The following is a 23,518-nucleotide window of genomic DNA, read 5'->3' on the forward strand; positions in this document are numbered from 1 at the left end:
AGGCCGTGTCGGCCGGGTCTGTCGCTCTCTCGAGCTGATGGACCCCACTCTCGCGAGCGGGCACTGAAGCCGTGCTGAAGTCCGCTGAAGAACCGTTCAGGAGGCGCGGCTCGCGTCACCCGAGCAGGGCGGGTTCCCGTCCCTCTCGGCGGGTCAGCGCTCACCCGCCGAGAGGGACGGGAACCCGCCGCACACCCGGTGCGGCGCGCGGGTCAGTCGGGGCCGGCGGGGAGGTCGACCACGAATCGGGCACCGCCGAGCGGCGACGTGGTGACCGACACCGCGCCTCCGTGGACGCGGACGATCTCGCGCACGATGGCGAGCCCCAGGCCGCTGCCGCCCGAGTCGCGGGCGCGGGCCTCGTCCAGCCGCACGAACCGGTCGAACACCCGCTCGCGGTCGGCCTCGGCGACGCCGGCCCCGTCGTCGTCGACGGTGAGCACGACGCCTCCGTCACGCTCGTCGAGGGCGACGGCGACGCGGGCGTCGGCGTGCCGGGCCGCGTTCGCCACGAGGTTGTGCACGACCTGACCGAGCAGCCCCTCGTCACCGTCGACGCGCGCGGGTCCGACGGCCGTGGCGTCGACGGACAACGGGGCGTGACCGTCGGGTCGGGCGAGGCCACGCAGCCGGGCGGTCTCGGCCACCACGAGGTCGTCGAGGTCGACCGGGCGCCGCGTCACGCCGAGGGCGCCCTCGTCCGCCCGGGCGAGGACCAGCAGGCCCTGGACGAGCGCCGTCAGTCGTGCCTCCTCGCCGAGGACGGTGCCGGCCAGGGCGGCGCCGTCGATGCTGCCGGGGTGCAGCAGGGCGACCTCGGCGTGCTGGCGGATCGTCGCGAGCGGCGTCTTCAGCTCGTGCGAGGCGTCGCCGACGAAGCGCCGTTGGGCCGTCGCCGACGAGTCGAGCCGGTCGAGCATGCCGTTCAGCGTGCGGGCGAGGCGGGCGATCTCGTCGCTGCCGCCGGGGTCGGGCAGCCGGTGCGACAGGCTCTGCGCCGTGACCGAGTCGACCTCGCGGCGCATCGACTCGACCGGTCGCAGGGCACGGCCCACGACGAGCCAGGTGGTCACACCGAGCACCAGCAACGCGACGGGGATCGCGATGCCCAGCGTCACGAGACTGGCCGAGGAGGCGGCGCTCGCTTCGTCGAGGGAGCGCGCGGCCACGACGCCGTACTCGGTCGAGACGATCTCGAGGGGCGCGGGCGTGGCGTCGTCGGAGGACGAGACGTCGTCGCCCGCGTCGTCGTCGTCGGAGCCCGACGGGTCGTCCGAGCCCGAGCCTCCGCCGGAGTCGTCGTCGTCCTCCCCCGAGGCCGGTGGCGTCGGCGTCGGCGTCGGCGTCGCGCCCGACGCCGACTCGGTGGGCGTCGGCGTCGGCGTGCTCTCGACCCCGACGTCCTGGCGTTCGACGACGAACTCGTCGCCGTCGAGCCTGACACGGTCGCCCGAGCCGGACGACGCGATCGACGAGGCGAGGTCGACGAGGTCGTCGTCACCGCCCGAGGCGAGCACCCTCCCCGACGCGTCGGTCACCACGACCAGGGCACCGTCCGCCTCGCCCGCGACGGCGACGTCGGGCGTCGAACCGATCGCCAGGGCCGACACGGCGCGGTCCACGTCGGCCGAGGCGGCCTGGCGGGGGGCGTCGGCCAGCACGGCCTGTTGCACGAGCGCGAAGACGAGCGTGAACACCCCGAGGGTCAGCGCGACGGCGAGCACGGCGGCCACGGTGATGCGGGACCGCAGCGACGCCCGTCGGGGCCGGCCCGACCCGGCGCCGGCGGACGGGACGCGCCCGGCGACGGGTACGCGAGGGGCCCGCTCAGCCACCCCGCGCCTCCAGCCGGTAGCCCGCTCCGCGCAGTGTGACGATGGCTTCGCGGCCGAAGGGCCGGTCCACCTTGTTGCGCAGGTGTCGCACGTAGACCTCGACGATGTTGGGGTCGCCCTCGAAGTCGTCGTTCCAGACGCCGTCGAGCACCTCGCGCTTGGTGACGACGCTGCCGGCGTGGCGCATGAGGAACTCGAGCACCGCGAACTCGCGGCTGGTGAGCTCGACCGCGACGTCGCCCCGGTGGACGCTGCGCGACGCCGGGTCGACGCGGAGGTCGCCCGCCTCGAGCACGACCGGTCGTTCGCGGGCCCCCCGGCGGACGAGGGCGCGCAGCCGGGCGAGCAGCACGGCGAACGAGAACGGCTTGGTCAGGTAGTCGTCGGCCCCGGTGTCGAGGGCCTCGACCTGGTCCCATTCGCCGTCCTTGGCGGTCAGCATGATGACGGGCGTCCAGTCGCCCCCTTCACGCATGGCCCGGCAGACGGCGTAGCCGCTCATGCCGGGCAGCATGATGTCGAGGACGACCACGTCGTAGCGGCCCTCGCGGGTGCGCCAGAGGCCGTCGGTCCCGGTGGGGGCGACGTCGACCGCGATGCCCTCGGCCTCGAGCCCGAGCCGCAGGCCATCGGCGAGCGTCGCCTGGTCCTCGACGACGAGCACGCGCACGGGGCCTCCCTCGGTCGCGCCGGGTGCGCGTCGTGCCCATCATGGCGGGCGCGCGCTGAAGCGGGGCTGAAGCGCGTGCGGCCCGGACGAGAAGTCACGACGTGCCGCTCACGTCCGGAGACGAGCGGCACGTCGTGACATCTCGGCGGGCCGAGGGGGCGGGGCCGAGGGGGCGGGCCGAGGGGGCGGGGCCGAGGAGGCGCGGGTCAGTGCGCCGAGTAGCCGCCGTCGACCAGGTGGTAGCTGCCCGTGACGAACGACGCCTCGTCGCTCAGCAGGAACAGCACGAGCGCCGACACCTCGGCGTCGGTGCCGAGGCGGCCGGTGGCGTGCTGCGACTCGAGGTACGAGAGCGCGTCGCCGTCGAGGGAGGCGCGCACGAGGGGCGTGTCGATGAAGCCGGGGCCGACCGCGTTCGTGCGGACGCCGCGCTTCGAGTACTCGAGGGCGGCGACCTTGGTCAGGCCGACCAGGGCGTGCTTGCTCGCGACGTAGGCCGCGTTCTGGGCGATGCCGACCGAGCCGAGCACCGAGCTCATGTTCACGATCGAACCGCCTCCGGCCTCGACCATGGCGGGCAGCTGGTAGCGCAGCCCGTAGAAGACGCCGTCGAGGTCGACCGAGCGGACGCGATCCCAGGCGGCGATGTCGTACTCGCCGATGTCGGCGGCCGGGGCGCCGATGCCCGCGTTGTTGACGGCGAGGTGCAGCGCGCCGTAAGTGGCCTTCGCGAACTCGACGGCCGCCTCGGACTGCTCGGGCTTCGCGGTGTTCTGCTCGAACGCCACGGCCGTACCACCCGCGGCGACGATCTGGTCGACGACGGCCTGCGCCGACTCGAGCTTGATGTCGGTGGCGACCACCGAGGCTCCCTCGGCCGCGAGGGAGCGCGAGATCGCGGCGCCGATGCCGCTCCCCCCGCCGGTGACGAGGGCCGTCTTGTCGCTGAATCGTGCCATGGTGCGTGCCTTTCTCGATCGGGGCCGACCGCCGGGGCCGGTCGGGCTCGTCGACGAGCCCAGTGCGAACATACGCCTGCATGGACATGCAGGCAACGGGTGTCGCTTTGATTCAGCGGCTCGGGCGGCTCGGGCGCGACTGAGCCGGGGGCGGGTCGGGGGCGGCGTCCTCGCCGACGGACACCGCGCCTCCTGGTCCGACGGCGGTACGCACCGGGCTCAGGCCGCCGCGCCGCCGATGTTGACCATCCAGTGCTGGCCGTACCGGTCGTCGAGCATGCCGAACGAATCGCCCCACGGCGCCTGGGACAGGGCCTCGTGCACGGTGCCGCCCTCGGCGAGCGCCTCGAACCACCCCGTCAGGGCGTCGGCGTCGTTGGGCCCGCCGAAGAGAGAGAGCGACACGCTGCTCGCCCCCTCGAGCGGGTACGAGTCGGGACGGTCGGCGCCCATCAGCAGCAGCCCCGACGGGGTCCGCAACTGGCCGTGCATGACCTTCTCGGCCTCGTTGGGCGAGCCCACGCCGAACTCGCCGAACGTGCTGAAGGTGGGGCTGCCGCCGAAGACGGAGGCGTAGAAGTCGAACGCCTCGCGCGTCTCGTCTCGGAACGCCAGGTACGGGGTGAGCTGTACGGTCACGATGTCCTCCTCGGGTCGCGGCGCCGGACGGCGTCGAGCCCAGGGTGACACCGCCGGGCACCGCGCACCAGCCCCGGATCGACGGCAGGAGGCGCGGGTCGCGCCCCCGGGGTCAGGTCGCCGGGGTGCCGCCTCGCGACGACGCCCACACCTGCACGGCGAGGCCGGCCGCGATGAATCCCAGCATCAGCGCGCCCATCACGACCGCCGTGCCGCCGAGCGCGCCGGCGAGCGGCGTCGCCGCCCCGCCGAGCCCGAACTGCAGGCCGCCCGCGAGCGCGGCGGCCGTGCCGGGCGCACGATGCCCCAGCGCCTGCGTCAGCGTGATCGACCCGGGGATGACCCAGCCCCAGCCCGCCGTGACGAGCGCCAGCGCCGGCCAGATCATCACCGGGCCGAGACCGCTCAGCGCACCGACCAGCACGAGAGCCGAGCCCACGGTGCAGGTGACGAGCCCCACGGTGAAGAGGTGGTCTTCGGAGAAGCGCCCGACCAGGCGACGGAACACCAGGGTCGACGCGATCATGCACGACGCGTTCGAGGCGAAGACGAGCGTGTAGAGGCCCTCGCCGAAGCCGTACTGCTCCTGGAAGACGAACGACGACGTGGCGATGTACGAGAAGAATCCGATCGTCGCGGCACAGCCCGTCACGAGGTACCAGCGGAAGCGCGGCATCGCGAGCAGCGTGCCCATCCGCCGCAGGGACGCGAGCAGCGACCCCGCACCGGGCTCGGGGTCGACGAGCGTCTCGGGCAGGCGACGCGCGGCCGCCCAGGTCAACGCGATCCCGAGCACGGCCAGCACGACGAAGGTCGCCCGCCAGCTCGACACCGAGAGCACCACGCCGCCGACGAGCGGTGCCACGACCGGGCCGACGGCGTTGATCGCGGCGAGCGTCGCGAACAGCCTGCTGCGCACGAGACCCGTCGTCGAGTCCCCGACCATGGCCCGGGCGGCGACCGAGCCCGCGGCGCCGCCGAGGCCCTGCGCGACGCGCGCGACGACGAGGGTGGCGGCGTCGGGGGCCACGGCGCAGGCGATCGAGGCGAGGGCGAACAGGAGGGTCCCGCCCAGCAGGACGCGCCTCCTGCCCCGACCGTCGCTGATCGGCCCGATCACGATCTGGCCGACCGCGAACGCGACGAGGAACGCCGTCAGGCTCAGCTGCACCTCGGCCGTCGTCGCCCCGAGGTCGCGCGCGATGGCCGGCAACGCCGGGATGTACATGTCGGTCGCGAACGGCGAGATGCCCACGATGAGAGCCACCGTCAGCACGGCCCCGCGCCCGGACAACCAGGAGGGGCGGCTCGCGTCGCCCGGGACGTCGTCGTCTCTCATCGGCCCGAGCCTAGGCGCACGCTTCCCCGCGCTCCCGCGCTCCCGCGCGCCCGCGCTGCCGTCCAGACATTTACTTAGCCGAACTAAACGAGTATCGTGGCTCGGCGATGACCGACTCCGCGCCTCCCGCCCCCTCCGCCACCCGGGCCGTGCCGCACGCGCACCTCGCGACCGACGTGCGCGGCTCCGTGCTGCGGCTCGCCCGTCGACTGCGCCAGCAGAAGGCCGACGCCGACGTGACCGACGCCCAGATGGCCGCCCTCGGCTACGTCGTGCAGAACCAGCCGCTGACCATCGGGGCGCTGACGGCGCACGAGGGCGTCACTCCCCCGTCGATGAACCGCACCGTCGGCAAACTCGTCGAGGCCGGGCTGCTGCGTCGCACGGTCGACGACGACGACAAGCGTCGCGTGCTGCTCGAGACGACCGAGGCCGGGGCCGCGTTCGTCTTCGAGACCCGTCGACGTCGCGACGAGTGGCTCGTGCCCCGCCTCTCGGCGCTGACCGCCGACGAGCGTCGCACCCTGGCCGAGGCCACCGAGATCCTCCGCAAGCTGACCCGCTCGTGAACGCGATGTTCCGCAGCCTCTCGCTGTTCAACTACCGCCTCTGGTTCGCCGGCGCCCTCGTGTCGAACGTCGGCACCTGGATGCAGCGCACGGCGCAGGACTGGCTCGTCCTCACCGACCTGACCGACAACGACGCCACGGCGCTCGGCATCACCATGGCGCTGCAGTTCGCGCCGCCGATCCTGATGGTGCCGATCACCGGGCTCATCGCCGACCGGTTCGACCGGCGACGACTGTTGATGGTGACCCAGCTGGGCATGGGCCTGCTCGGACTCGGGCTGGGCGTGCTCGTGCTGACCGACAGCGTGCAGCTCTGGATGGTCTACCTCTTCGCCCTGTTGCTGGGTGTCGTGGCCGCGATCGACGCCCCGGTGCGACAGAGCTTCGTCTCCGAGCTCGTGCCCCCCGGCCACCTGACGAACGCCGTGAGCCTCAACTCGGCGTCCTTCAACGGCGCCCGGCTGATCGGTCCCGCGGTCGCCGGCGTGCTCATCGCGACGATCGGCACCGGCTGGGTGTTCTTGATCAACGCCGGCTCGTTCGCCGCCGTCCTGTTGTCGCTGCGGTTCATCCGGGTCGCCCAGCTCGAACTGAAACCCGCCGTGTCACGGGCCAAGGGGCAGATCCGCGAGGGGTTCCGGTACGTGCGCGAACGACCCGACCTCGTCGTCGTGTTCGTCATGGTCTTCGTCATCGGCACCTTCGGCCTGAACTTCGCCATCTTCACCTCGACCATGGCCAGCGTCGAGTTCGGCGTCGACGCCAGCGGCTTCGGCCTGCTGTCCTCCGCCATCGCCGTGGGGTCCCTGGTCGGCGCCCTGCTGTCCGCCCGACGCGAGAAGCCCCGCTGGCGGGTGCTCGTCACGGCGGCCCTGGCCTTCGGCGTGACCTGCCTCGTCGCCGCCGTCATGCCGACCTACTGGAGCTTCGCCGCCGTCCTCGTCACCGTGGGACTCGCGTCGATCACCCTGATGACGACGGCGAACGCCACCGTGCAGCTGACCACCGCACCCCGCATGCGCGGCCGCGTGATGGCGCTCTACATGGCCGTCTTCACCGGCGGCACGCCACTCGGCGCCCCCGTGGTCGGCTGGGTCGCGAACGTGGCGGGGCCGCGCTGGGCGATCGGCGTCGCGGCCGCGTCGGGATTCGTGGCGGCCGGCGTCGCGATCGCCTGGCTGGTGCGCGGGCAGCACCTGCGGGTCCGTCGCGTCCGGGTGGGCGAACCCGACCCCGTGACGGGCGCACTGCCCGTGCTCGGTGCGGGGCGGTTCCACTACCGCCTGCAGCACGACGGCGACGGGGCGGCGGACGCCGCGCGCGACGAGGCCGCGACCGAGCTCGCCGTCGACGAGGGGACGGCCTCGCGGCCGTCCTAGCTGCCGGGCGGCGCCGGCCCGCCCGCCGCTCACCTGATCAGAAGCGCGTGTAGACCAACAGCGACGCCAGCAGCACCACGAACGGGGCGATCAGCAGCAGGTTCAGCACCTTGTGCTCGACCATGACGGCCACCCACTCGCGCAGGAAGGCGCTCGGCACGTAGTACGCGGCGGTGGGCGACCCGACGACGTCGGCGCTGCTGCCGGTGTCTCGCGCCAGCAGCGCGGCCCGCAGCACGTGGTAGTTGTTGGTGACGACGAGGGTCGAGCCGGTGCGTCCGGCGTCGGCGAGCACCCGCCCCGACAGCACGAGGTTCTCGCGGGTGGACCGCGACGCCGTCTCGGGCAGCACGTCGGCGGGGTCGGCCCCCTGGGCGACGAGGTACTCGGCCATCGCCTCGCCCTCGGGCCGCGGCTCGTCGGCGCCCTGGCCACCCGACGGCACGAGCACGGGCCGACGCACCCTCTCGGGGGTCGACCGGTAGATCGCCAGCGCCCGGTCGAGCCGGCTGCGGAGGAGTGGCGGCACCTCACCACGGATCAGCCCCGAGCCGAGCACGATCAGGGCGTCGGGTTGCGGGCGCACCCGGGGGCGTGCGTAGACGAGCGACCACAGGGTGAACGCGGCGAAGGTGAGCGCGGCGTATCCGGTGACGAAGACGACCACGACGCCGAGGCCGAAGGTCACGTCCTGCAGGGCGGCGACGTCCGAGCGTCGGCCCGCCTCGACCAGGAACACCACGACGACGGGCACGCCGATCAAGGCGATGCCGACGAGCAACGACAGCAGGTTGCCCAGGCTGCGCCCTTCGGACCTCAGCATCGTGACCCCGTTCGCGATCGCGAAGACGGCGAGCGCGAGCACCAGCACCGGGACCAGGACCCCCGCGAGGACGAACACGAAGAAGAGCGGGGGGAACGCGGTGACCAGGACGTCCGACAGGGCGACGAACCCGAACCCGCCGGCCGTCAAGAGGAACACCCCGTTGCGGAAGCGACGGGCGTCGCGCCGGCGCGAGGCGGCGAAGAGGAGCAGGAAGACGACGGCGATGCCGGCCGAGATCACGGTCATGCCCCGAGGTTACAAGCGTGAGACCCCAGGAAATCGCCCGGCCCCCTGCGCGCGCAGGGTGGCCTCGGCGACGACGTGGGGTCTCACGAGGCGAGCCGCGGGGTCAGCGGTCGAAGAGGTTGCCCAGACCGGGGATCTGGAAGCCCTCACCGAGGTTGCCGAGCTGTTCGCCGAACCCACCGACCTGGTCGCCCAGACCGCCGACCTGGTCACCCAGACCGCCGACCTGGTCGCCCAAGCCACCGAGGTACTCCTCGCCGCCGGCGGTCAGGCCGCCGAGGCCCTCGAAGCCGAACCCGTTCGTCAGCTGGTCGAAGTCGATGCCCGAGGTCACGGCGTCGGACAGCAGGGGCAGGGCGACGCTGCTGACGGCGGCCGCCCCGGCGACGGCCACCGCGAGACCCGCGACCCCGGCCACGCCCGCGCCGACCGCGGCGCCCGCCGCCACCTTGCCCCCCGTGCTGCCCAGCACCCGCTTCATCAGGCCAGGGTGCGCGGTCTCGCCCCGGGTCGCCGCCCGGGCGAGATCGGCCGGAGCGCTCGACGCCGGGCGCTCGCCCACGGGCACCTCGGCGCTGAGGCGCGCCAGCACCTGCTGGCGCTGCTCGGGCGTGAGCCGCTCGAACGCGTCGCGGTGCACCTGCTCGAGCTGCTGCGGCGGCGCCGTCTGCAGCAGGTAGTCGTACTTGGCGAGGGCGGCGCGGTCGGCGGCGGAGCCCTGCGGGGCGTGGCCGCCGGAGGTCGGCCGTCCGACGCCCTGCCGAGGCGCCCCGTACCCGCCGTGCTGCGGCTGCCGGGTGCCGTGCTGTCGGGCGCCGTGCTGCGGGGCGTCCTGCCGGTCGTCGCCGGTGACCTTGTCGGAGACCTTGCGCACCATGTCGCGCCAGTCGGTCGAGCCGCCGGACGCACCACCGCGCCCGGCGGCTGACGAAGAAGAGGAGTTGCCGAGCGCACGCGCGGCGGCACCCAGGAGACGGTCGAAGTTGGCCATGTCCCCGATCCTCCCGGCCCCGGATGCGAGAAGCCCCCGCAGAAGCCGAGCATCGTCCGGGAGCGGCGCGTCCGACACCCCGGGTTACGGTCGAGCCCTGGTCCGGGTTACATTCGCAGGGGACGTCCGCGCGGGCCCGACCCGCGACGCGCGCCCCACCACCAGGGAGGTGTCGCATGGGCAAGGCAGCAGTCACGGGCTGGGTCGCGTTGGCGATGCTCGTCTCGGGCGCGGCGCTCGTCATGGCGGCCACCTTCCGCCTGGCCAGCGTGGGGCTCTTCGCGGGCGGCTTCATGCCCCTCGGCGACCTCGACTTCGTCACCATCGCCATCTGGCTGCTGGGCGCCGCCCTCGCCGTCGGTGGCGTCGCCCTCGCACTCGTCGGGCTGGCCGACCGGGTGCTCGGTGCCCTGCCGCGCGACGAGGCAGACCCTGCGCTCGAGGGCCCGACCGTCCGCGCGACGGCACCGGTCACCGTTCCCTCGACGGTCCAGGAGGCGCGGGTCCTGTCCGCAGGACGACCGGCGGCCGCCGCCGCGCTCGCGTCCGCCCCCGTGGTCGCCGCCACGCGGACCCCGGCCGTCGCCCCCGCCGCGGGCACGCCCGTCGCGACCGCGACCGCGCCCCCGGTCGCGCCCGAACCGGCTCCCGCCGGGCCGGCCCTCGCCGATCGCCTGCGTCCCGTCCTCTCGTCCGCCGCCACCCATGTCGTCGCGGCCGTCCGCGCCACCGGCGACGCCCTCGCCCGGGCCGGTCGCGCCACCGCCCGGGGCACCCGCCGAGCCGCGCAGGCCGTGGTGGCCTGGGTCCGGCGCACCACGCCGGTCGTCGTCACCTGGTTCCGCACGACCGGCGGCACCGTCGCGACGCGCACCCGACCGGCCGCCCGCTCGACCTGGGACGGCGTGCGTCACGGCAGCCGGGCCACGGCGGCCGGAGCCGTCGTCGCCGCCCGGGCCACGGGGGCGACCGCACGCCGCGCCTCCTCCGCCGCCGCAGCCAGGGCCCGCGAGAACGCGCGCAGCCTGGCGGACGCCCGCGCCGCCGCCCGACAGGCCGAGCACGACCGCGAACTGGCCCGCGAAGCGGCGCGCCTCGACTTCCTGACCTCGCGCCGCACCCCGGCCACGCCTGCCACGCCGGCCACGCCGGCCACTGCCACGGCGGTCACCTCTGGGGCCACCCCCGCAGAGGCCGCGGTCGGCGAGCGCGAGTCCGCGCCGCTCTCGCACACCGCCTGACGGTCGGCCCCGCCGCTCGACTCCCCTAGGCTCGCCGCATGCGCGCACCGCTCGGACTCGTCGGACTCGTCGGACTCGTCGTCGTCGCCCTCACCGTGACCGGCTGCACGACCGTCGACGGCGGGGCCGGTGGACGCCCGGAGCGCCCCTCCTCGTCGGCGGTGGCGGCCGGGGCCGCGACCGCCGACGGCATCGTGCTGCCACCCGAGGGTGCCCGCTTCGACTACCAATTGGGAGGCGCGTCGCCGGTCCCCGACGGAGCGACCGTCGTCGCCCGCGACAGCACCGACGACCCCGCCGAGGGCGCCTACGGCATCTGCTACGTGAACGGGTTCCAGACCCAACCGGGCGTCGAGTGGCCGGACGAGCTGCTCGTGCGGAGCGCCGACGGCGAACCGCTGGTCGACCCGGGGTGGCCCGACGAGCACCTGTTCGACCTGTCCACCGAGGCGAACCGACGGGCCGTGGCCGAGCGTGAGGCCTCGACGATCGACGGCTGCGCCGCCTCGGGCTACCAGGCGGTCGAGTTCGACAACCTCGACTCGTGGACGCGCTCGGACGGTGCCTTCGGCGAGGACGACGCGGTCGCCTTCGCGACCCTGCTCGTGGCCCGGGCCCATGCCGCCGGGCTGGCGACGGCGCAGAAGAACACCGCCGACCTCGGCACCCGGGGCCGCGACGAGGTCGGCTACGACTTCGTCGTCACCGAGGAGTGCGACCGCTACGACGAGTGCGACGCCTACACAGGCGTGTACGGCGGGCTCGTGTTCGACGTCGAGTACACCGACGACCTGCGCGGCTCGGTCGCCGAGGTGTGCGCCCGCGTCACCGGGCTCGACCCGGCCCCCTCGACCATCGTGCGCGATCACGACCTGGTGCCGGCCGACGACCCGGCCCACGCCTACACGGCCTGCTGACCCGCGCCTCCTCATCCCACGCTGTGGCGAGATGTCACGACGTGCCGCTCACTTTCGGAGGTGAGCGGCACGTCGTGACATCTCGGCCGGGCGGGCCTAGGCCTCGCGGGTGATCTCGACGGTGACGAAGAGCTCGCTGTTCGACGAGCCGGCGTAGACCCCGCGCAGCGGCGGCACGTCGCGGTAGTCGCGCCCCTGACCGACCACCACGTGCCGTTCACCGATGTCGATCAGGTTGGTCGGGTCGTAGCCGTGCCAGGTGCCGCAGAAGAACTCGACCCAGGCGTGTGACTCGCCCGTGACGGTCTCGCGCAGCTCGGCCGAAGGCTTCGGGTGCAGGTAGCCGCTGACGTAGCGCGCCGGGATGCCCGCCGCCCGCAGGGCGCCGACCGTGACGTGGGCGATGTCCTGGCAGACGCCGGCCCGCGCGGCCCACGACTCGGCGGCCGTGGTCTTGACGTTCGTGACGCCGGGCAGGTACTGCACCGCGCCTCCGACCGTCTCGCAGATCGCCATCGCCGCGGCGCACGGGTCGGCGTGCGTCGCCCGAGCCTCGGCGCCGACCGCGGCCAGGTCGGCCGGAGGCGCGGTGAGGAGCGTCTGCTCGAGGTGCTCGACGAACGACGTGCTGGCCCCGGCGACCGAGGCCAGGTCGGCCCACGAGATCGTCTCGGACGGATGCGCCTGTGGGCGCACCTCGACGAGCGAGGTCGCGGTCAGCGAGAGCTGCCGGTGCGGCAGCAGCACCTCGAACGACGACACCCGCGTGCCCCAGTAGTCCACGTACTCGTGCGAGGCGGCCACCGGCTCGATGCGCAGGTGCGACGAGAGCACGAACTGGCCTTCGGTGTGCGCGGGCAGCATGCGCGCCTCGTTGTAGCTGGCGACCGCCTCGCCCTGGTACGAGAAGCCCGTCACGTGCCGGATCCGCAGCCGGCTCACGACCGCTCCCCCACCCACGTCGGCGCCGCGCTCGTCGGGAAGTACCGCTGGCGGATCGCCTCGGACGCGGCGCTCGTCGCGGCCTGCACGGTGTCCATCTGCCCGGGCAGGTCGTCGAGGATGTCGCCGATCGGCCGGAACTCGAGCTCGCTGCGCATCTGCCCGAGGATGCGCACCCCGCTGTCGGACGCCGCGACCCGGTGCGTGGTCGGCTCGACCTCGCGCAGACAGGCCTCGGCCCGGCTGATCGCGAAGAGCACACTGCGCGGGAACAGCCGGTCGAGCAGCAGGAACTCGGCGGCGTTGCGGGCGCTCGGCACGCCCCGGTAGGTGCGCAGGTAGGCCTCGTACGCGCCGCACGACCGCAGGATCGTCGTCCACGACGGGCCCGACGCCTCGGTCAGCGTGCGGGTCGCGAGCAGGCGCGCCGTCATGTCGGCCCGCTCGATCGACCGGCCGAGGGTGAAGAACTGCCACACCTCGTCGCGGCTCGTCGCGCTCTCGATGATGCCGACGGCCAGCGCGCTGCGCTCCCGCACCCAGGCAAAGAACTCGTGCACCTTGTCGTCGGCGACCTTCCGCGGCATGCGGGCCCGCGTGGTGTTCAGGCATTCCCAGAGCTCGGTCGAGACGATCTCGCGGGCCCTGCGGGCGTTCTCGCGCGCGGCGCCGAGCGAGTAGGCGATCGAGGCCGGGTTGTGCCGGTCGACCGCGAGCATCGACAGCACGTCCCCGCGGGCCAGGTCGCCCTCGGGGGCGTCGCTGCCCATCACGGCGAGCAGGCTGCGGCAGGCGACGTCCTCCTCGATCCAGGGGTCCTCGAGCAGCAGCTGCAGGTGCACGTCGAGGATGCGCGCCGTGCCGTCCGACCGCTCGATGTAGCGCCCGATCCAGAACAGGCTCTCGGCGATGCGGCTCAGCATGATGGCCCTTCGGTCGGGGTGGCTCCGTGGTCGTGGACCGGGGACGCAGGAGGCGCGGGTCGGCTTCGTGCCCCGGCCCGCGCCTCCTTCGTCTGTTGCTGTTGCGCCTGCTGGTCGTTGCGGGGGTCGTCCTGGGGCGCGTGGTCGGGGCTGTGGTCGGACGCGGCGGCCGCGGCCTCGGCGGCCTGCTCGGGGGTGATCACCGGGATCGACTCGGTCGGGGTCGTCTGCTCGGCGATCAGCGCGCTCACGTCGTGACCGGCCCAGGCGTTGACGTCGCCGCCGACGATCCAGGTGTCCTTCGAACCGCCGCCCTGACTGCTGTTGACGACGAGCTGCCCCTCGGGCAGCGCGACCCGGGTGAGACCGCCGGGCAGCACCCACACGTCGTCGCCGTCGTGCACGGCGAACGGCCTCAGGTCGGCGTGCCTCGGGCGCAGGCCGTCGTCGACCAGGGTCGGGATCGTGCTGAGCTGCACGACGGGCTGCGCGATCCACCCGCGTGGGTCACGTCGCAGCTGCGTGCGCAGCTCGTCGAGCTCGCGTCGGCTGGCGGCCGGGCCGACGACGAGGCCCTTGCCTCCCGAGCCGTCGACCGGCTTCACGACGAGCTCGTCGAGGCGGTCGAGCACCTCGTCGAGGGCGCCGGGGTCCTCGAGACGCCACGTGCGCACGTTCGCCAGCAGCGCCTCCTCGCCCAGGTAGTAGCGGATCAGCTCGGGCAGGTAGGTGTAGACGAGCTTGTCGTCGGCGACGCCGTTGCCCACCGCGTTGGCGATCGTCACCGTCCCGAGACGGGCGGCCATCAGCAGGCCGGGCGAACCGAGCACCGAGTCGGCGCGGAACTGCAGCGGGTCGAGGAACTCGTCGTCGACGCGACGGTAGATCACGTCGACGCGTTCGGGCCCGCCGGTGGTCCGCATGAAGACGCGACCGCCCGAGCAGTAGAGGTCGCGACCCCTCGACCAGCTCGACACCCATCAAGCGGGCCAGCAGGGTGTTCTCGTAGTAGGCCGAGTTGAACACCCCGGGGGTCAGGACGACGACGGTCGGCTCGTCGACGCCCGACGGAGCGCTCTTCTTCAGGGCGGCGAGCAGGCGGTTCGGGTAGTCGCCGACCGGGCGCACCCGCATCGAGACGAACAGCTCGGGCAGCGTCTGCGCCATCACGCGGCGGTTCGAGATGACGTAGCTGACGCCGCTCGGCACCCGCACGTTGTCCTCGAGCACACGCCAGGCTCCGGCCTCGTCACGGATCAGGTCGATGCCGCTCACCTGGATGCGCACGCCGTTCGCGGGGTCGATGCCGCTCGCCTGCCGGTGGAAATGGCTCGAACTCGTGATCAGGCTCGCCGGGATGACTCCGTCGGCGATGGCGGTCTGCGGCCCGTAGACGTCGGCGAGGAACGCCTCGAGCGCCTTGACGCGCTGCTTCACGCCCCGCTCGACGGTCGTCCACTCGGCGTGTTCGACGACGCGAGGCACGGCGTCGAGCGGGAACGGCCGCTCCTCGCCGGCGAAGTCGAAGGTGACGCCCTGCGCCAGGTACGAGTCGGCCAGCGCCGCGGTGCGGCCGCGCAGGTCGTCCTGCGTCATGCCCTCGAGGGTCGCGTGGATCTCGTGGTACGCCCGACGGGGTGTGCCGTCGGGCTCGAACATCTCGTCCCACGCCGCGGCCGACGCGCGGGCTCCGCCCGGCCCGGGCCGTCGGGTCGCGCCAGCCGTGACGGTCGCGTATCCCTCGAAGAGCTCTCCCATGGCTCGACGCTAGCCAGGGGGTGTTGCCGGGGTGTTTCGGCCGTGCGGCGGGGGTGTGTCGGGGTCTCGGACGAGGCTGTCCGACACCTGTCGCCCAGGGAAACACCCGCGGGGCGAGAGGACAGAAGCGAACACCGAGTGCTTCCCGCGAATCCGGTTTGTAACAGAGAACTCCCAGGAGGAATAGCGTGATCCCTGAACGACAAGAACGTCCCACTGGGAGGACCACCACATGCGCTTCAAGTACCTCGTCATCGCCCTCATCGCGTTCCTCGCGTACACCTACGGCGCCAAGGCCGGAAAGGGCCGCTACAAGGAGATCAGCAACTTCTTCGGCTCGTTCTGGAACGACCCCAAGGTGAAGAAGGCGCGTGCCCAGGCCAAGAAGGACGTCACCAAGGCCCGCAAGGCCGCGGTGAAGAAGGCCCGCAAGGCCGCGCACTAGCCCTCTCAGCCGCAGGGGCCCGAGAGGACGACCTTCTCACGGGCCTCTTCGCATGCGGCCGTCACACAGACCCCGCTGGCACGCACCCGATCCCGACCGTCTCAGCAGCACCAGCGCACACAGCGCACCAAACGAAAAGGAACACATCATGGGCTTCCTCGCCTTCATCCTCCTCGGCCTCATCGCCGGCGCCATCGCCAAGCTCATCCTCCCCGGCAAGCAGGGCGGCGGCTGGATCGCCACCCTGATCCTCGGTGTCATCGGCGCCCTCATCGGTGGCTGGATCGGCGGAGCCGTCTTCAACGTCGGCTACGACGGCTTCTTCAGCATCCAGAGCTGGATCATCGCGATCCTCGGCGCGCTCGTCGTCCTCGTCATCTGGGGCTTCATCACCGGCCGCAAGGGCAGCCGCGCGTAAGCAGCTCCCCACAGCACGACAGAGCGGGCCGTCCCTCCGGGGGCGGCCCGTTCCGTCGTTCCCGACATGTCGCCCTGCCGTTACCGGCGTGCCGAACCCGACCCGCACCTCCGCGCCCCGCACCCCGCGTGCCGAACCCGACCCGCACCTCCGCGCCCCGCACCCCGCGTACCGAACCCGACCCGCACCTCCGCGCCCCGCACCCCGCGTACCGAACCCGACCCGCACCTCCGCGCCCCGCCTGCCGAACCCGACAACCGCCGCGCGCCACGCCGCTCATCTCCGCCCCACGGCCCCGATCACCTGCCCACTGTCGCGAATTGCACACCGCGGCCAGGCAGCAGGGGCAGCGGGTGCGGGTGCGAGACTCGGGGCATGTGGACGCAGAACCGGCCCGACCCCGACCTCGAGGTGCCGGAGGCGGTGGTCACGGCCGCGGACGGCGCCACCATCACCGCGGTCTGGCGGAACGACGCCGGAGGCACCACGTACCGCCTCGGCGACGGCCCGACCCGACGCTTCGCCAAGTGGGCCCCGCACGGCAGCGGACTCGACCTGCACGCGGAAGAGATGCGGTTGCGGTGGGTGGTCGAGTACACCCCGGCCCCGCGGGTGCTCGAGATCGCCGGCGACAACGCGGGCGAGTGCCTCGTGACGTCGGGTGTGCCGGGGCGCAGTGCCGTCGACCTGCTCTGGGCCACCGACCCGGAGACCGCCGTGCGCGAGGCGGGCCGGGGGCTGAGGCGACTGCACGACGTGCTGCCGGTCGACGAGTGCCCGTTCAGCTGGTCGGTGGACGACCGGATCGCGACCAGCGTGAAAGCGCGCACCGCGCCTCCGGAACTCGGCGACCCGCCGCCGATCGACCGCCTCGTCGTCTGCCACGGCGACCCGTGCGTGCCCAACACGCTGATCGGCGACGACGGCCTCTGGTCGGGGCACGTCGACTTCGACGCCCTCGGCGTCGCCGACCGCTGGGCCGACCTCGCCGTCGCGACGATGAGCCTCGGCTGGAACTACGGGCCCGGCTTCGAGCAGACCTTCCTCGACGCGTACGGCGTCGCCGACGACCCCGTCCGCACGGCGTACTACCGGGCGCTCTGGGCCGCGACGTGAGCGGCACGAACAGGTAAAATGGAACGACTCGAGCAAGCCGCCATCGTCTGGGAGGGACCATGACACCACCGTCCGACCCCGCCCAGTTGACCCTCTTCCGGCAGCGATCGGTCCACGAAGCCGAGCACAGTGGCGTCATGGAAGGCTTGCACGTCGACCCCGACACGTCGTCGGATGCGGACGACTACGTGGCGGGGCGGATCGACTCCGACGAACTCGTCGCCCGAGCGCGGGCTCGCTACGGACTTGCCTGACGTCGTCGACCCGTACGTCGACCCGACCACGGGAGTCCTGAGGAACCTTGTGGGCGCGACCGATCGACGGTCGTTGGACGACGCCGAGGGTGCCCTCGCGTTCGCCCGGCTCGTGCAGCTCTCGGACCACGAGGCCCCGGGCACACGCGACCTGGCCGAGCTGTGCGGAATCCACCGGCACCTGTTCCAGGACGTGTACGACTGGGCCGGCACACCGCGCATCGTCGACATCCGCAAGAACGTCGCAGGTGCCGAGCACTTCCTGCCCTGGGCGATGATCGAGCGGGCATCGGCGTTCGCGTTCGACGAGCTGCGGGCCGACGATCACCTGCGCGGCATGGACAGGCCGCGGTTCGTCGAGAGGCTCGCCCACCACTTCGACGCGGTCAACTACATCCATCCGTTCCGCGAGGGCAACGGTCGGGCGCAGCGGGTGCTCTGGGGCCGGGTCGCCGAGACCGCCGGTCGGCGCCTCGACTGGCGCTCGATCGACTCCGCGACCAACGTCGCCGCCTGCCGTGCGGCGTCGGAACGCCAGGACTTCGAGCCTTTGATCGCTCTCTTCGACGACGTGGTCGTCGACGCGACGTGAGTCGGCCGATGGGTTAGTGCCGGTGTAGACAAGGCTAAGTTGCCTTCATGCGTCAAAGGGGTCAGTCCAACTTTCGTAAGAGGGGCTCGAAAGTCGGCTTATGGGTTCTAGGAGCTGGTGTTTACGTCGTCCTAGGAGCGCTTGCGCTTCTCTTCGGACCTCGATGGATAGTTGAGAACTTCGACCAGACCGCCGCCTCCAAGATCGATGCGGCGGCAATGACTGTTGCTGTGTCTGCTGCGCGACAGGCACTTCTTCTGGCTCTCGGTGGCGTCGTCGGTCTTGCGGGTGTGTTGGTGACCATTCAGCGTTTGCTCGTCGAAGTGGGTTCCGACGAGCGGGCAAGTCGTGAGCACGAACTACGCATCGATGAGAACCGTACGTCTAGATATGCGTCCGGCGTCGAACAGTTGGCACATCCCGAGACGGACGTTCAACTAGGTGGCGTCTATGCCCTGGAACGCCTGGCGCGGGATTCTAGAGACGACCTCCCAGTCATCGAGCAAGTTCTCATGGCAACTATGAGACGTCGAGCCACGGAGCGCCGTGAAGCCAAGGGTCGGAATGAAGAGGGGCAGTACACGCCCTCTTGGCTGACGGAAGTCGAAGAGGCCATTCTCCAAGTCTCACTCCGCTTGGGCCTCACGGGCTGTGACATCTCATTCGCGAATTTAGCTGAGAGGGACTTCTCGGGTAAGTCGCTGCCCAAAGCCGTCTTTTCTGGCTCGGTCCTTGACCGAGCCAATTTGTCCAACGCTTGGATGCCCGGCGCGCTCTTTTCAGGGGCCAGCCTCTCTCAGGCCAACCTCACGGGTGGTCGTTTTGATGGCGCCTCCCTAGCTAATGCTCACATCATGGAGACCAAATTGGACAACGCGTCGTTTAGAGGCAGCACAATCTCGTTCTTGACCTTCTACCCACCTGAAGTTGCCTATTCAGATGACACGGGGCCTGACTTCAGTTTCAGCAAGTGGATTGACGAACCCGGTCCGCCTGATCATCTGGAGGAGCTTGCGGGAACAACTGCACACGATGTCGACATGCCGATGGCGATCCTGCACGAAACGCCCTCGAGGCGACGAGATCGAGACAAGTAGTCACCACCACGCCACGATGTGGACACCGCGCCACGATTAAATGTGGCGTGGTGACCAGAACGTGGCGTCATACATCGCCCGGGTCGTCCAAGATGGTGCGGTGACCGACATCGAGACCACACGACGACACGACGGCAGCCGTGACGACATCAGCGGCGCCGTCGACGGCAGCCTGCGTCAGGACGTCAGCTACCTCGGCAGCCTGCTCGGACGGGTGCTGCGCGAATCCGGCGGCGACGAACTCTTCCACGCCGTCGAGGACGTCCGCGCGGCCGTCATCGCCGCCTACGAGGGAGCCGACGGCGCGAGCCTCGACGACGCCCAACGTCTGGTCGACGCCCTCGACCAAGGGCTCGCCGAACAGGTCGCCCGCGCCTTCACCTGCTACTTCCACCTCAGCAACCTCGCGGAGGAGCACCACCGCGTCCGCGTGCTGCGCAGCCGCGGCAGCGAAGCGAGCGCCGCGGGCGACTCGGTCTCGGCCACGCTGCGCCAGCTGACCGACGAGGTCGGCGCCGACGAGGCCTCGAAGCGACTCGACGCGCTCCGCTTCCACCCCGTGCTCACCGCGCACCCGACCGAGGCCCGCCGCCGCGCGGTGGCGTCGAGCATCCGACGCATCAGCGACCTGATGATCGACCGCGACCGGCTCGAGAACGACGTCGCCGTGGCCGAGGCCGAACGCCGACTGCTCGAGGAGGTCGACACGCTCTGGCGCACCTCGCCCATCCGCACCACGCGTCCGACGCCGCTCGACGAGGTCCGCACCGCGATGAGCATCTTCGACCAGACGCTCTTCGAGATCGTGCCGCAGGTGTACCGCCTGCTCGACGACCGACTGCTGGGCGACGCCGCCGGCCGCGAGCCCGCCGTGGCTCCCGCCTTCATGCGACTGGGCACCTGGATCGGCGGCGACCGCGACGGCAACCCGCACGTCACCGCCGAGGTCACCCGGGCCGCCGCCGACATCGCCGCCGAGCACGTGCTGCTCGGCCTGCACCGAGCCACCACCCGCATCGGCGGCACCCTGACCCTCGACGAGGCCGAGACCCCGGCCTCGTCCGAGCTGGTGGCCCTCGCGGAGGCGCAGCGAGCGATGGACGCGGACGTCGCGTCGCGCATCGGCGTGCGTTCGCCCCACGAGTTGCACCGCCGCGTGCTCATGTTCGTCGCGGCCCGCATCGACGCCACCCGTCGCGAAGGAGCACCGCTCGCCTACGGCCACCCCGACGAGCTGCTCGCCGACCTGCGGGTCGTGCAGCAGTCGCTGCGCGCGGCCGGTGCCCACCGCAGCGCCAACGGCGACCTGCAGGGCCTGGTCTGGCAGGTCGAGACGTTCGGCTTCCACCTCGCCGAGCTCGAGGTGCGCCAGCACTCGCAGGTGCACCGTACGGCCCTCGACGAACTCCGCGCGGCCGACCCGGTGGCGGGCGGGGAGCAGCCGGCGGGCGGCGACGCCGGGTCCGACACCGCGCCTCCTGCCCGCGGCGAGATGACCGACGAGGTCCTCGCGGTGTTCCGCACGATCGCCGACCTGCAGAAGCGCTACGGCGTGCGGGCGGCGTCGCGCTACATCGTGTCGTTCACGCAGTCGTCGGCCGACCTGGCCAACGTGTACGAGCTGGCCGAGCGCGCCATGGGCGACGAACCCGCTCCCGTGCTCGACGTCATCCCCCTGTTCGAGACGTTCGCCGACCTCGAGGCCAGCACGCGCATCCTCGACGAGGCCCTGCGGACCGAGGCCGTGCAGAGGCGTCTCGCGGCGACCGGCCGTCGCCTCGAGGTCATGCTCGGCTACTCGGACTCCTCGAAGGACGTCGGCCCCGTCTCGGCGACCTTCGCCCTGTACTCGGCCCAGGCGCGCATCGCCGACTGGGCCGCCGAGAACGACATCGAGCTGACCCTGTTCCACGGTCGCGGCGGTGCCCTCGGCCGCGGCGGCGGACCCGCGAACGAGGCCGTGCTGGCGCAGCCGCCGGCGTCGGTCGACGGCCGCTTCAAGATCACCGAGCAGGGCGAGGTCATCTTCGCCCAGTACGGCAACAAGACGATCGCTGCCCGGCACGTCGAACAGATGGCCGCGGCCACGCTGCTGGCGTCGAGCCCCTCGAATGAACGAGCCAACGCCACCGCGGCGGCCCGCTTCGCCGAGGTCGCCTCGACCATGGACGTCGCCTCACGCGAGGCGTTCTTCGGCCTCGTGAAAGCCGACGGCTTCGCCTCGTGGTTCGCCGCGGTCACCCCGATGGAAGAGGTCGGCCTGCTCGCGCTCGGCTCACGCCCCGCCCGCCGTGGCCTCTCGGTCGAGTCCCTCGAGGACCTGCGGGCGATCCCGTGGGTGTTCGCCTGGACGCAGGCCCGCATCAACCTCGCCGGCTGGTACGGCCTCGGCTCGGCCCTCGAGGCCGTCGGCGACCTCGACCTGCTGCGCGAGGCGTACGCGACCTGGCCGCTCTTCTCGGCGATGATCAAGAACGTCGAGATGTCGCTCGCCAAGACCGACGAGCACATCGCCCGCGAGTACCTGGCGCTGGCCGACCGCGACGACCTCGCCGGACGCGTGCTCGACGAGATGGCCCGCACCCGCAAGTGGGTGCTGGCGGTCAGCGGTCACGGCGAGGTGCTCGACGGGCGCCCCGTGCTGAGCCGTGCGGTGCGACTGCGCTCCCCCTACGTCGACGCGCTCTCGCTGCTGCAGCTGCGGGCCCTGCGGGCCATCCGCGTCGCGGGTGGCGGTGACCCGGCGGACGCCGACCACCGCCTGCTGCTGCTCAGCGTCAACGGCATCGCCGCCGGACTGCAGAACACCGGCTGAGCCCGGGCGGGTCGATGCGGCCCGCCGCGCGGGGCCCGCCTCCCGCGCCTGGGCGTGGCGGTAGTCTACACGTGTAGCGAACTCACGGCAGCGAGCAGGCCGAGGCACTCGCAACGTGTGCCGGGAGCTGCACCGTCACTGTTGTCACGAGTAGATCCCTCGTGCCAGACTCCGGTGCACGGCGTCGCCGACGATGCCCACCACGGTCGGGTCGGCGCGCCATCCGCACCCACCGGGCAGTGTTGCTCACATCGAAAGGTCAGCCATGGTTTCCCTCGGGATCGTCGGCGCCGGGCAATTCGCCGGCCAGTTCGCCACCCTCTTCAAGGTCCACCCCGACGTCGACCGGGTCGTCGTCACCGACCTGCTGCGCGAACGGGCCGACGAGCTCGTCGAGCGTGAGGGACTCGACGGTGCCGTCGACTCGTTCGAGGCGTTGCTCGAGACCGACGTCGACGCGGTCGCCCTCTTCACACAGCGCTGGACGCACGGCCCGCTCGTGGTGCAGGCCCTCCGTGCCGGCAAGCATGTCTACTCGGCCGTCCCGATGGCGATCGCCGAGGACGAGATCGCCGCGATCATCGATGCCGTCCGCGAGACCGGCCTCACCTACATGATGGGCGAGACCAGCTACTACAACCCGGCGACCGTCTTCGCCCGCAAGAAGGCCGACGAGGGCGCCTTCGGCCGCGTCTTCTACGCCGAGGGCGACTACGTCCACGACATGGACCTGGGCTTCTACGCCGCCTACCAGTACAGCGGCGGAGCCGACTGGAAGCGCACGGCCAGCTACCCCCCGATGCACTACCCGACGCACTCGATCGGCGGGGTCCTCGGGGCGATCCCCGGGCACGCGGTCAGCGTCAGCTGCATCGGGGTGCGCGACGACCGCGGCGACGGTGTCTTCGATCGCGAGGTCAGCCAGTTCGGAAACGACTTCTCGAACGCCAGCGCCCTGTTCGAGCTCGACAACGGCGGCGTGATGCGCATCAACGAGATGCGTCGCGTCGGGTACCCGTCGCACATCAGGGAGTCGCGGTTCCGCTACTTCGGCACCGAGGCCAGCTTCGAGCAGCTCGCCACGATCAGCCTCTGGCAAGACAAAGAGGACGTGACCGACGTCACCGCCGACCTCACGACGCTGCCCAGCATGCCGCTCGACGACCCCTCGTTGGCCCACGTCGCCCCCGAGCTGCGCGAGGCCTTCGTCTCGGGTCACGCGCCCGTGCACGACGTCGACCGCCTGCCCGAGGTCTACCACGGCATGCCGAGCGGCCACGAGGGCAGCCACCACTTCTTGGTGGACGACTTCGTCCGGGCGGTCGTCGACGGCACCCTCCCCCCGGTGAACGCGTGGGTCGCGGCCCGCTACACGCTGCCCGGCATCGTGGCGCACCGCTCGGCCCTGCAGGGAGGCGAGCGCCTGACGGTCCCCGACTTCGGGGACGCCCCGGCCGAGCTGCCGACGCCGGCGACGTCCGAGCCCACGGCTACGATGGCCACGGGCTCCCACTGACCGACGCGGCGTCGGCCGTCCTGACGGGGCC

Annotated in this window: 21 protein-coding genes and 1 pseudogene; 12 read left to right on the top strand and 10 right to left on the bottom strand. The window is 72.1% G+C overall.

Features of this window, described 5'->3' with window-relative positions:
- Positions 1 to 212: 212 nt before the first annotated feature.
- The 5 genes from EDF50_RS13770 to EDF50_RS13790 form a co-directional block, all read right to left on the bottom strand.
- On the bottom strand, positions 213 to 1,835 hold the full coding sequence (locus tag EDF50_RS13770) for a cell wall metabolism sensor histidine kinase WalK (RefSeq protein WP_148076845.1): 1,623 nt from the start codon (positions 1,833 to 1,835) through the stop codon (positions 213 to 215).
- Positions 1,828 to 2,505, bottom strand: a complete 678-nt coding sequence (locus EDF50_RS13775; protein ID WP_123520086.1) for a response regulator transcription factor — start codon at positions 2,503 to 2,505, stop codon at positions 1,828 to 1,830. The genes EDF50_RS13770 and EDF50_RS13775 overlap by 8 nt, the downstream gene beginning before the upstream one ends.
- 206 nt (positions 2,506 to 2,711) lie before the next feature.
- Positions 2,712 to 3,464 (bottom strand): SDR family NAD(P)-dependent oxidoreductase, encoded by a 753-nt coding sequence (locus tag EDF50_RS13780; protein ID WP_123520087.1) that lies wholly within the window; start codon positions 3,462 to 3,464, stop codon positions 2,712 to 2,714.
- Positions 3,465 to 3,683: 219 nt separating this feature from the next.
- On the bottom strand, positions 3,684 to 4,103 hold the full coding sequence (locus EDF50_RS13785; RefSeq protein WP_123520088.1) for a glyoxalase/bleomycin resistance/extradiol dioxygenase family protein: 420 nt from the start codon (positions 4,101 to 4,103) through the stop codon (positions 3,684 to 3,686).
- Positions 4,104 to 4,215: 112 nt separating this feature from the next.
- A complete protein-coding gene (locus EDF50_RS13790; RefSeq protein WP_123520089.1) occupies positions 4,216 to 5,442 on the bottom strand; it encodes a multidrug effflux MFS transporter in 1,227 nt (408 codons plus the stop codon).
- A gap of 107 nt (positions 5,443 to 5,549) precedes the next feature.
- Between EDF50_RS13790 and EDF50_RS13795 the strand changes: the two genes are divergently transcribed.
- Both EDF50_RS13795 and EDF50_RS13800 read left to right on the top strand, forming a co-directional pair.
- Positions 5,550 to 6,011, top strand: a complete 462-nt coding sequence (locus EDF50_RS13795) for a MarR family winged helix-turn-helix transcriptional regulator (RefSeq protein ID WP_123520090.1) — start codon at positions 5,550 to 5,552, stop codon at positions 6,009 to 6,011.
- Positions 6,008 to 7,390 (top strand): MFS transporter, encoded by a 1,383-nt coding sequence (locus EDF50_RS13800; protein WP_123520091.1) that lies wholly within the window; start codon positions 6,008 to 6,010, stop codon positions 7,388 to 7,390. The genes EDF50_RS13795 and EDF50_RS13800 overlap by 4 nt, the downstream gene beginning before the upstream one ends.
- A 37-nt stretch (positions 7,391 to 7,427) precedes the next feature.
- Here the strand turns inward: EDF50_RS13800 and EDF50_RS13805 are convergent, their stop codons facing one another.
- Both EDF50_RS13805 and EDF50_RS13810 read right to left on the bottom strand, forming a co-directional pair.
- Positions 7,428 to 8,462 (bottom strand): YdcF family protein, encoded by a 1,035-nt coding sequence (locus tag EDF50_RS13805; protein ID WP_123520092.1) that lies wholly within the window; start codon positions 8,460 to 8,462, stop codon positions 7,428 to 7,430.
- Between the two features lie 103 nt (positions 8,463 to 8,565).
- Positions 8,566 to 9,453: a cation-transporting ATPase gene (locus EDF50_RS13810; RefSeq protein ID WP_123520093.1), complete on the bottom strand. Its 888-nt coding sequence runs from the start codon at positions 9,451 to 9,453 to the stop codon at positions 8,566 to 8,568.
- Between the two features lie 176 nt (positions 9,454 to 9,629).
- Between EDF50_RS13810 and EDF50_RS17075 the strand changes: the two genes are divergently transcribed.
- Both EDF50_RS17075 and EDF50_RS13820 read left to right on the top strand, forming a co-directional pair.
- The gene (locus EDF50_RS17075; RefSeq protein WP_123520094.1) at positions 9,630 to 10,694 is read left to right on the top strand and encodes a hypothetical protein; all 1,065 of its coding nucleotides are present in this window, start codon (positions 9,630 to 9,632) and stop codon (positions 10,692 to 10,694) included.
- Between the two features lie 38 nt (positions 10,695 to 10,732).
- On the top strand, positions 10,733 to 11,611 hold the full coding sequence (locus tag EDF50_RS13820) for an endo alpha-1,4 polygalactosaminidase (RefSeq protein WP_123520095.1): 879 nt from the start codon (positions 10,733 to 10,735) through the stop codon (positions 11,609 to 11,611).
- A 96-nt stretch (positions 11,612 to 11,707) separates the two neighbouring features.
- Here the strand turns inward: EDF50_RS13820 and EDF50_RS13825 are convergent, their stop codons facing one another.
- The 3 genes and pseudogenes from EDF50_RS13825 to EDF50_RS13835 all read right to left on the bottom strand — a co-directional run bounded on the left by EDF50_RS13825 (position 11,708) and on the right by EDF50_RS13835 (position 15,234).
- A complete protein-coding gene (locus EDF50_RS13825) occupies positions 11,708 to 12,553 on the bottom strand; it encodes a transglutaminase family protein (protein ID WP_123520171.1) in 846 nt (281 codons plus the stop codon).
- Positions 12,550 to 13,476: an alpha-E domain-containing protein gene (locus tag EDF50_RS13830; protein WP_123520096.1), complete on the bottom strand. Its 927-nt coding sequence runs from the start codon at positions 13,474 to 13,476 to the stop codon at positions 12,550 to 12,552. The genes EDF50_RS13825 and EDF50_RS13830 overlap by 4 nt, the downstream gene beginning before the upstream one ends.
- A pseudogene (locus EDF50_RS13835) lies at positions 13,470 to 15,234 on the bottom strand (circularly permuted type 2 ATP-grasp protein). Before EDF50_RS13835 ends, EDF50_RS13830 begins: the two are co-directional and overlap by 7 nt.
- A 232-nt stretch (positions 15,235 to 15,466) precedes the next feature.
- Between EDF50_RS13835 and EDF50_RS13840 the strand changes: the two are divergent.
- The 8 genes from EDF50_RS13840 to EDF50_RS13875 all read left to right on the top strand — a co-directional run bounded on the left by EDF50_RS13840 (position 15,467) and on the right by EDF50_RS13875 (position 23,487).
- Positions 15,467 to 15,679, top strand: coding sequence for a hypothetical protein (locus EDF50_RS13840; protein ID WP_056049364.1), 213 nt, complete (start codon positions 15,467 to 15,469; stop codon positions 15,677 to 15,679).
- A gap of 148 nt (positions 15,680 to 15,827) precedes the next feature.
- The gene (locus EDF50_RS13845) at positions 15,828 to 16,097 is read left to right on the top strand and encodes a GlsB/YeaQ/YmgE family stress response membrane protein (RefSeq protein ID WP_123520097.1); all 270 of its coding nucleotides are present in this window, start codon (positions 15,828 to 15,830) and stop codon (positions 16,095 to 16,097) included.
- A 375-nt stretch (positions 16,098 to 16,472) separates the two neighbouring features.
- The gene (locus EDF50_RS13850) at positions 16,473 to 17,213 is read left to right on the top strand and encodes an aminoglycoside 3'-phosphotransferase (RefSeq protein WP_123520098.1); all 741 of its coding nucleotides are present in this window, start codon (positions 16,473 to 16,475) and stop codon (positions 17,211 to 17,213) included.
- Positions 17,214 to 17,272: 59 nt separating this feature from the next.
- Complete coding sequence (locus tag EDF50_RS13855) at positions 17,273 to 17,467, top strand: antitoxin VbhA family protein (protein ID WP_123520099.1); 195 nt, start codon at positions 17,273 to 17,275, stop codon at positions 17,465 to 17,467.
- On the top strand, positions 17,460 to 18,059 hold the full coding sequence (locus tag EDF50_RS13860) for a Fic family protein (protein WP_199738803.1): 600 nt from the start codon (positions 17,460 to 17,462) through the stop codon (positions 18,057 to 18,059). Before EDF50_RS13855 ends, EDF50_RS13860 begins: the two co-directional genes overlap by 8 nt.
- A 47-nt stretch (positions 18,060 to 18,106) precedes the next feature.
- The gene (locus tag EDF50_RS13865) at positions 18,107 to 19,156 is read left to right on the top strand and encodes a pentapeptide repeat-containing protein (protein ID WP_123520101.1); all 1,050 of its coding nucleotides are present in this window, start codon (positions 18,107 to 18,109) and stop codon (positions 19,154 to 19,156) included.
- A 100-nt stretch (positions 19,157 to 19,256) separates the two neighbouring features.
- Positions 19,257 to 21,971 carry a phosphoenolpyruvate carboxylase gene (locus EDF50_RS13870; protein ID WP_233570645.1) on the top strand — a complete coding sequence of 905 codons (2,715 nt, stop codon included), beginning with the start codon at positions 19,257 to 19,259 and terminating at the stop codon, positions 21,969 to 21,971.
- Between the two features lie 265 nt (positions 21,972 to 22,236).
- Positions 22,237 to 23,487: a Gfo/Idh/MocA family protein gene (locus EDF50_RS13875; RefSeq protein WP_123520103.1), complete on the top strand. Its 1,251-nt coding sequence runs from the start codon at positions 22,237 to 22,239 to the stop codon at positions 23,485 to 23,487.
- Positions 23,488 to 23,518 lie beyond the last annotated feature (31 nt).

The organism is Frigoribacterium sp. PhB24, assembly GCF_003755185.1.
Lineage (GTDB): Bacteria > Actinomycetota > Actinomycetes > Actinomycetales > Microbacteriaceae > Frigoribacterium.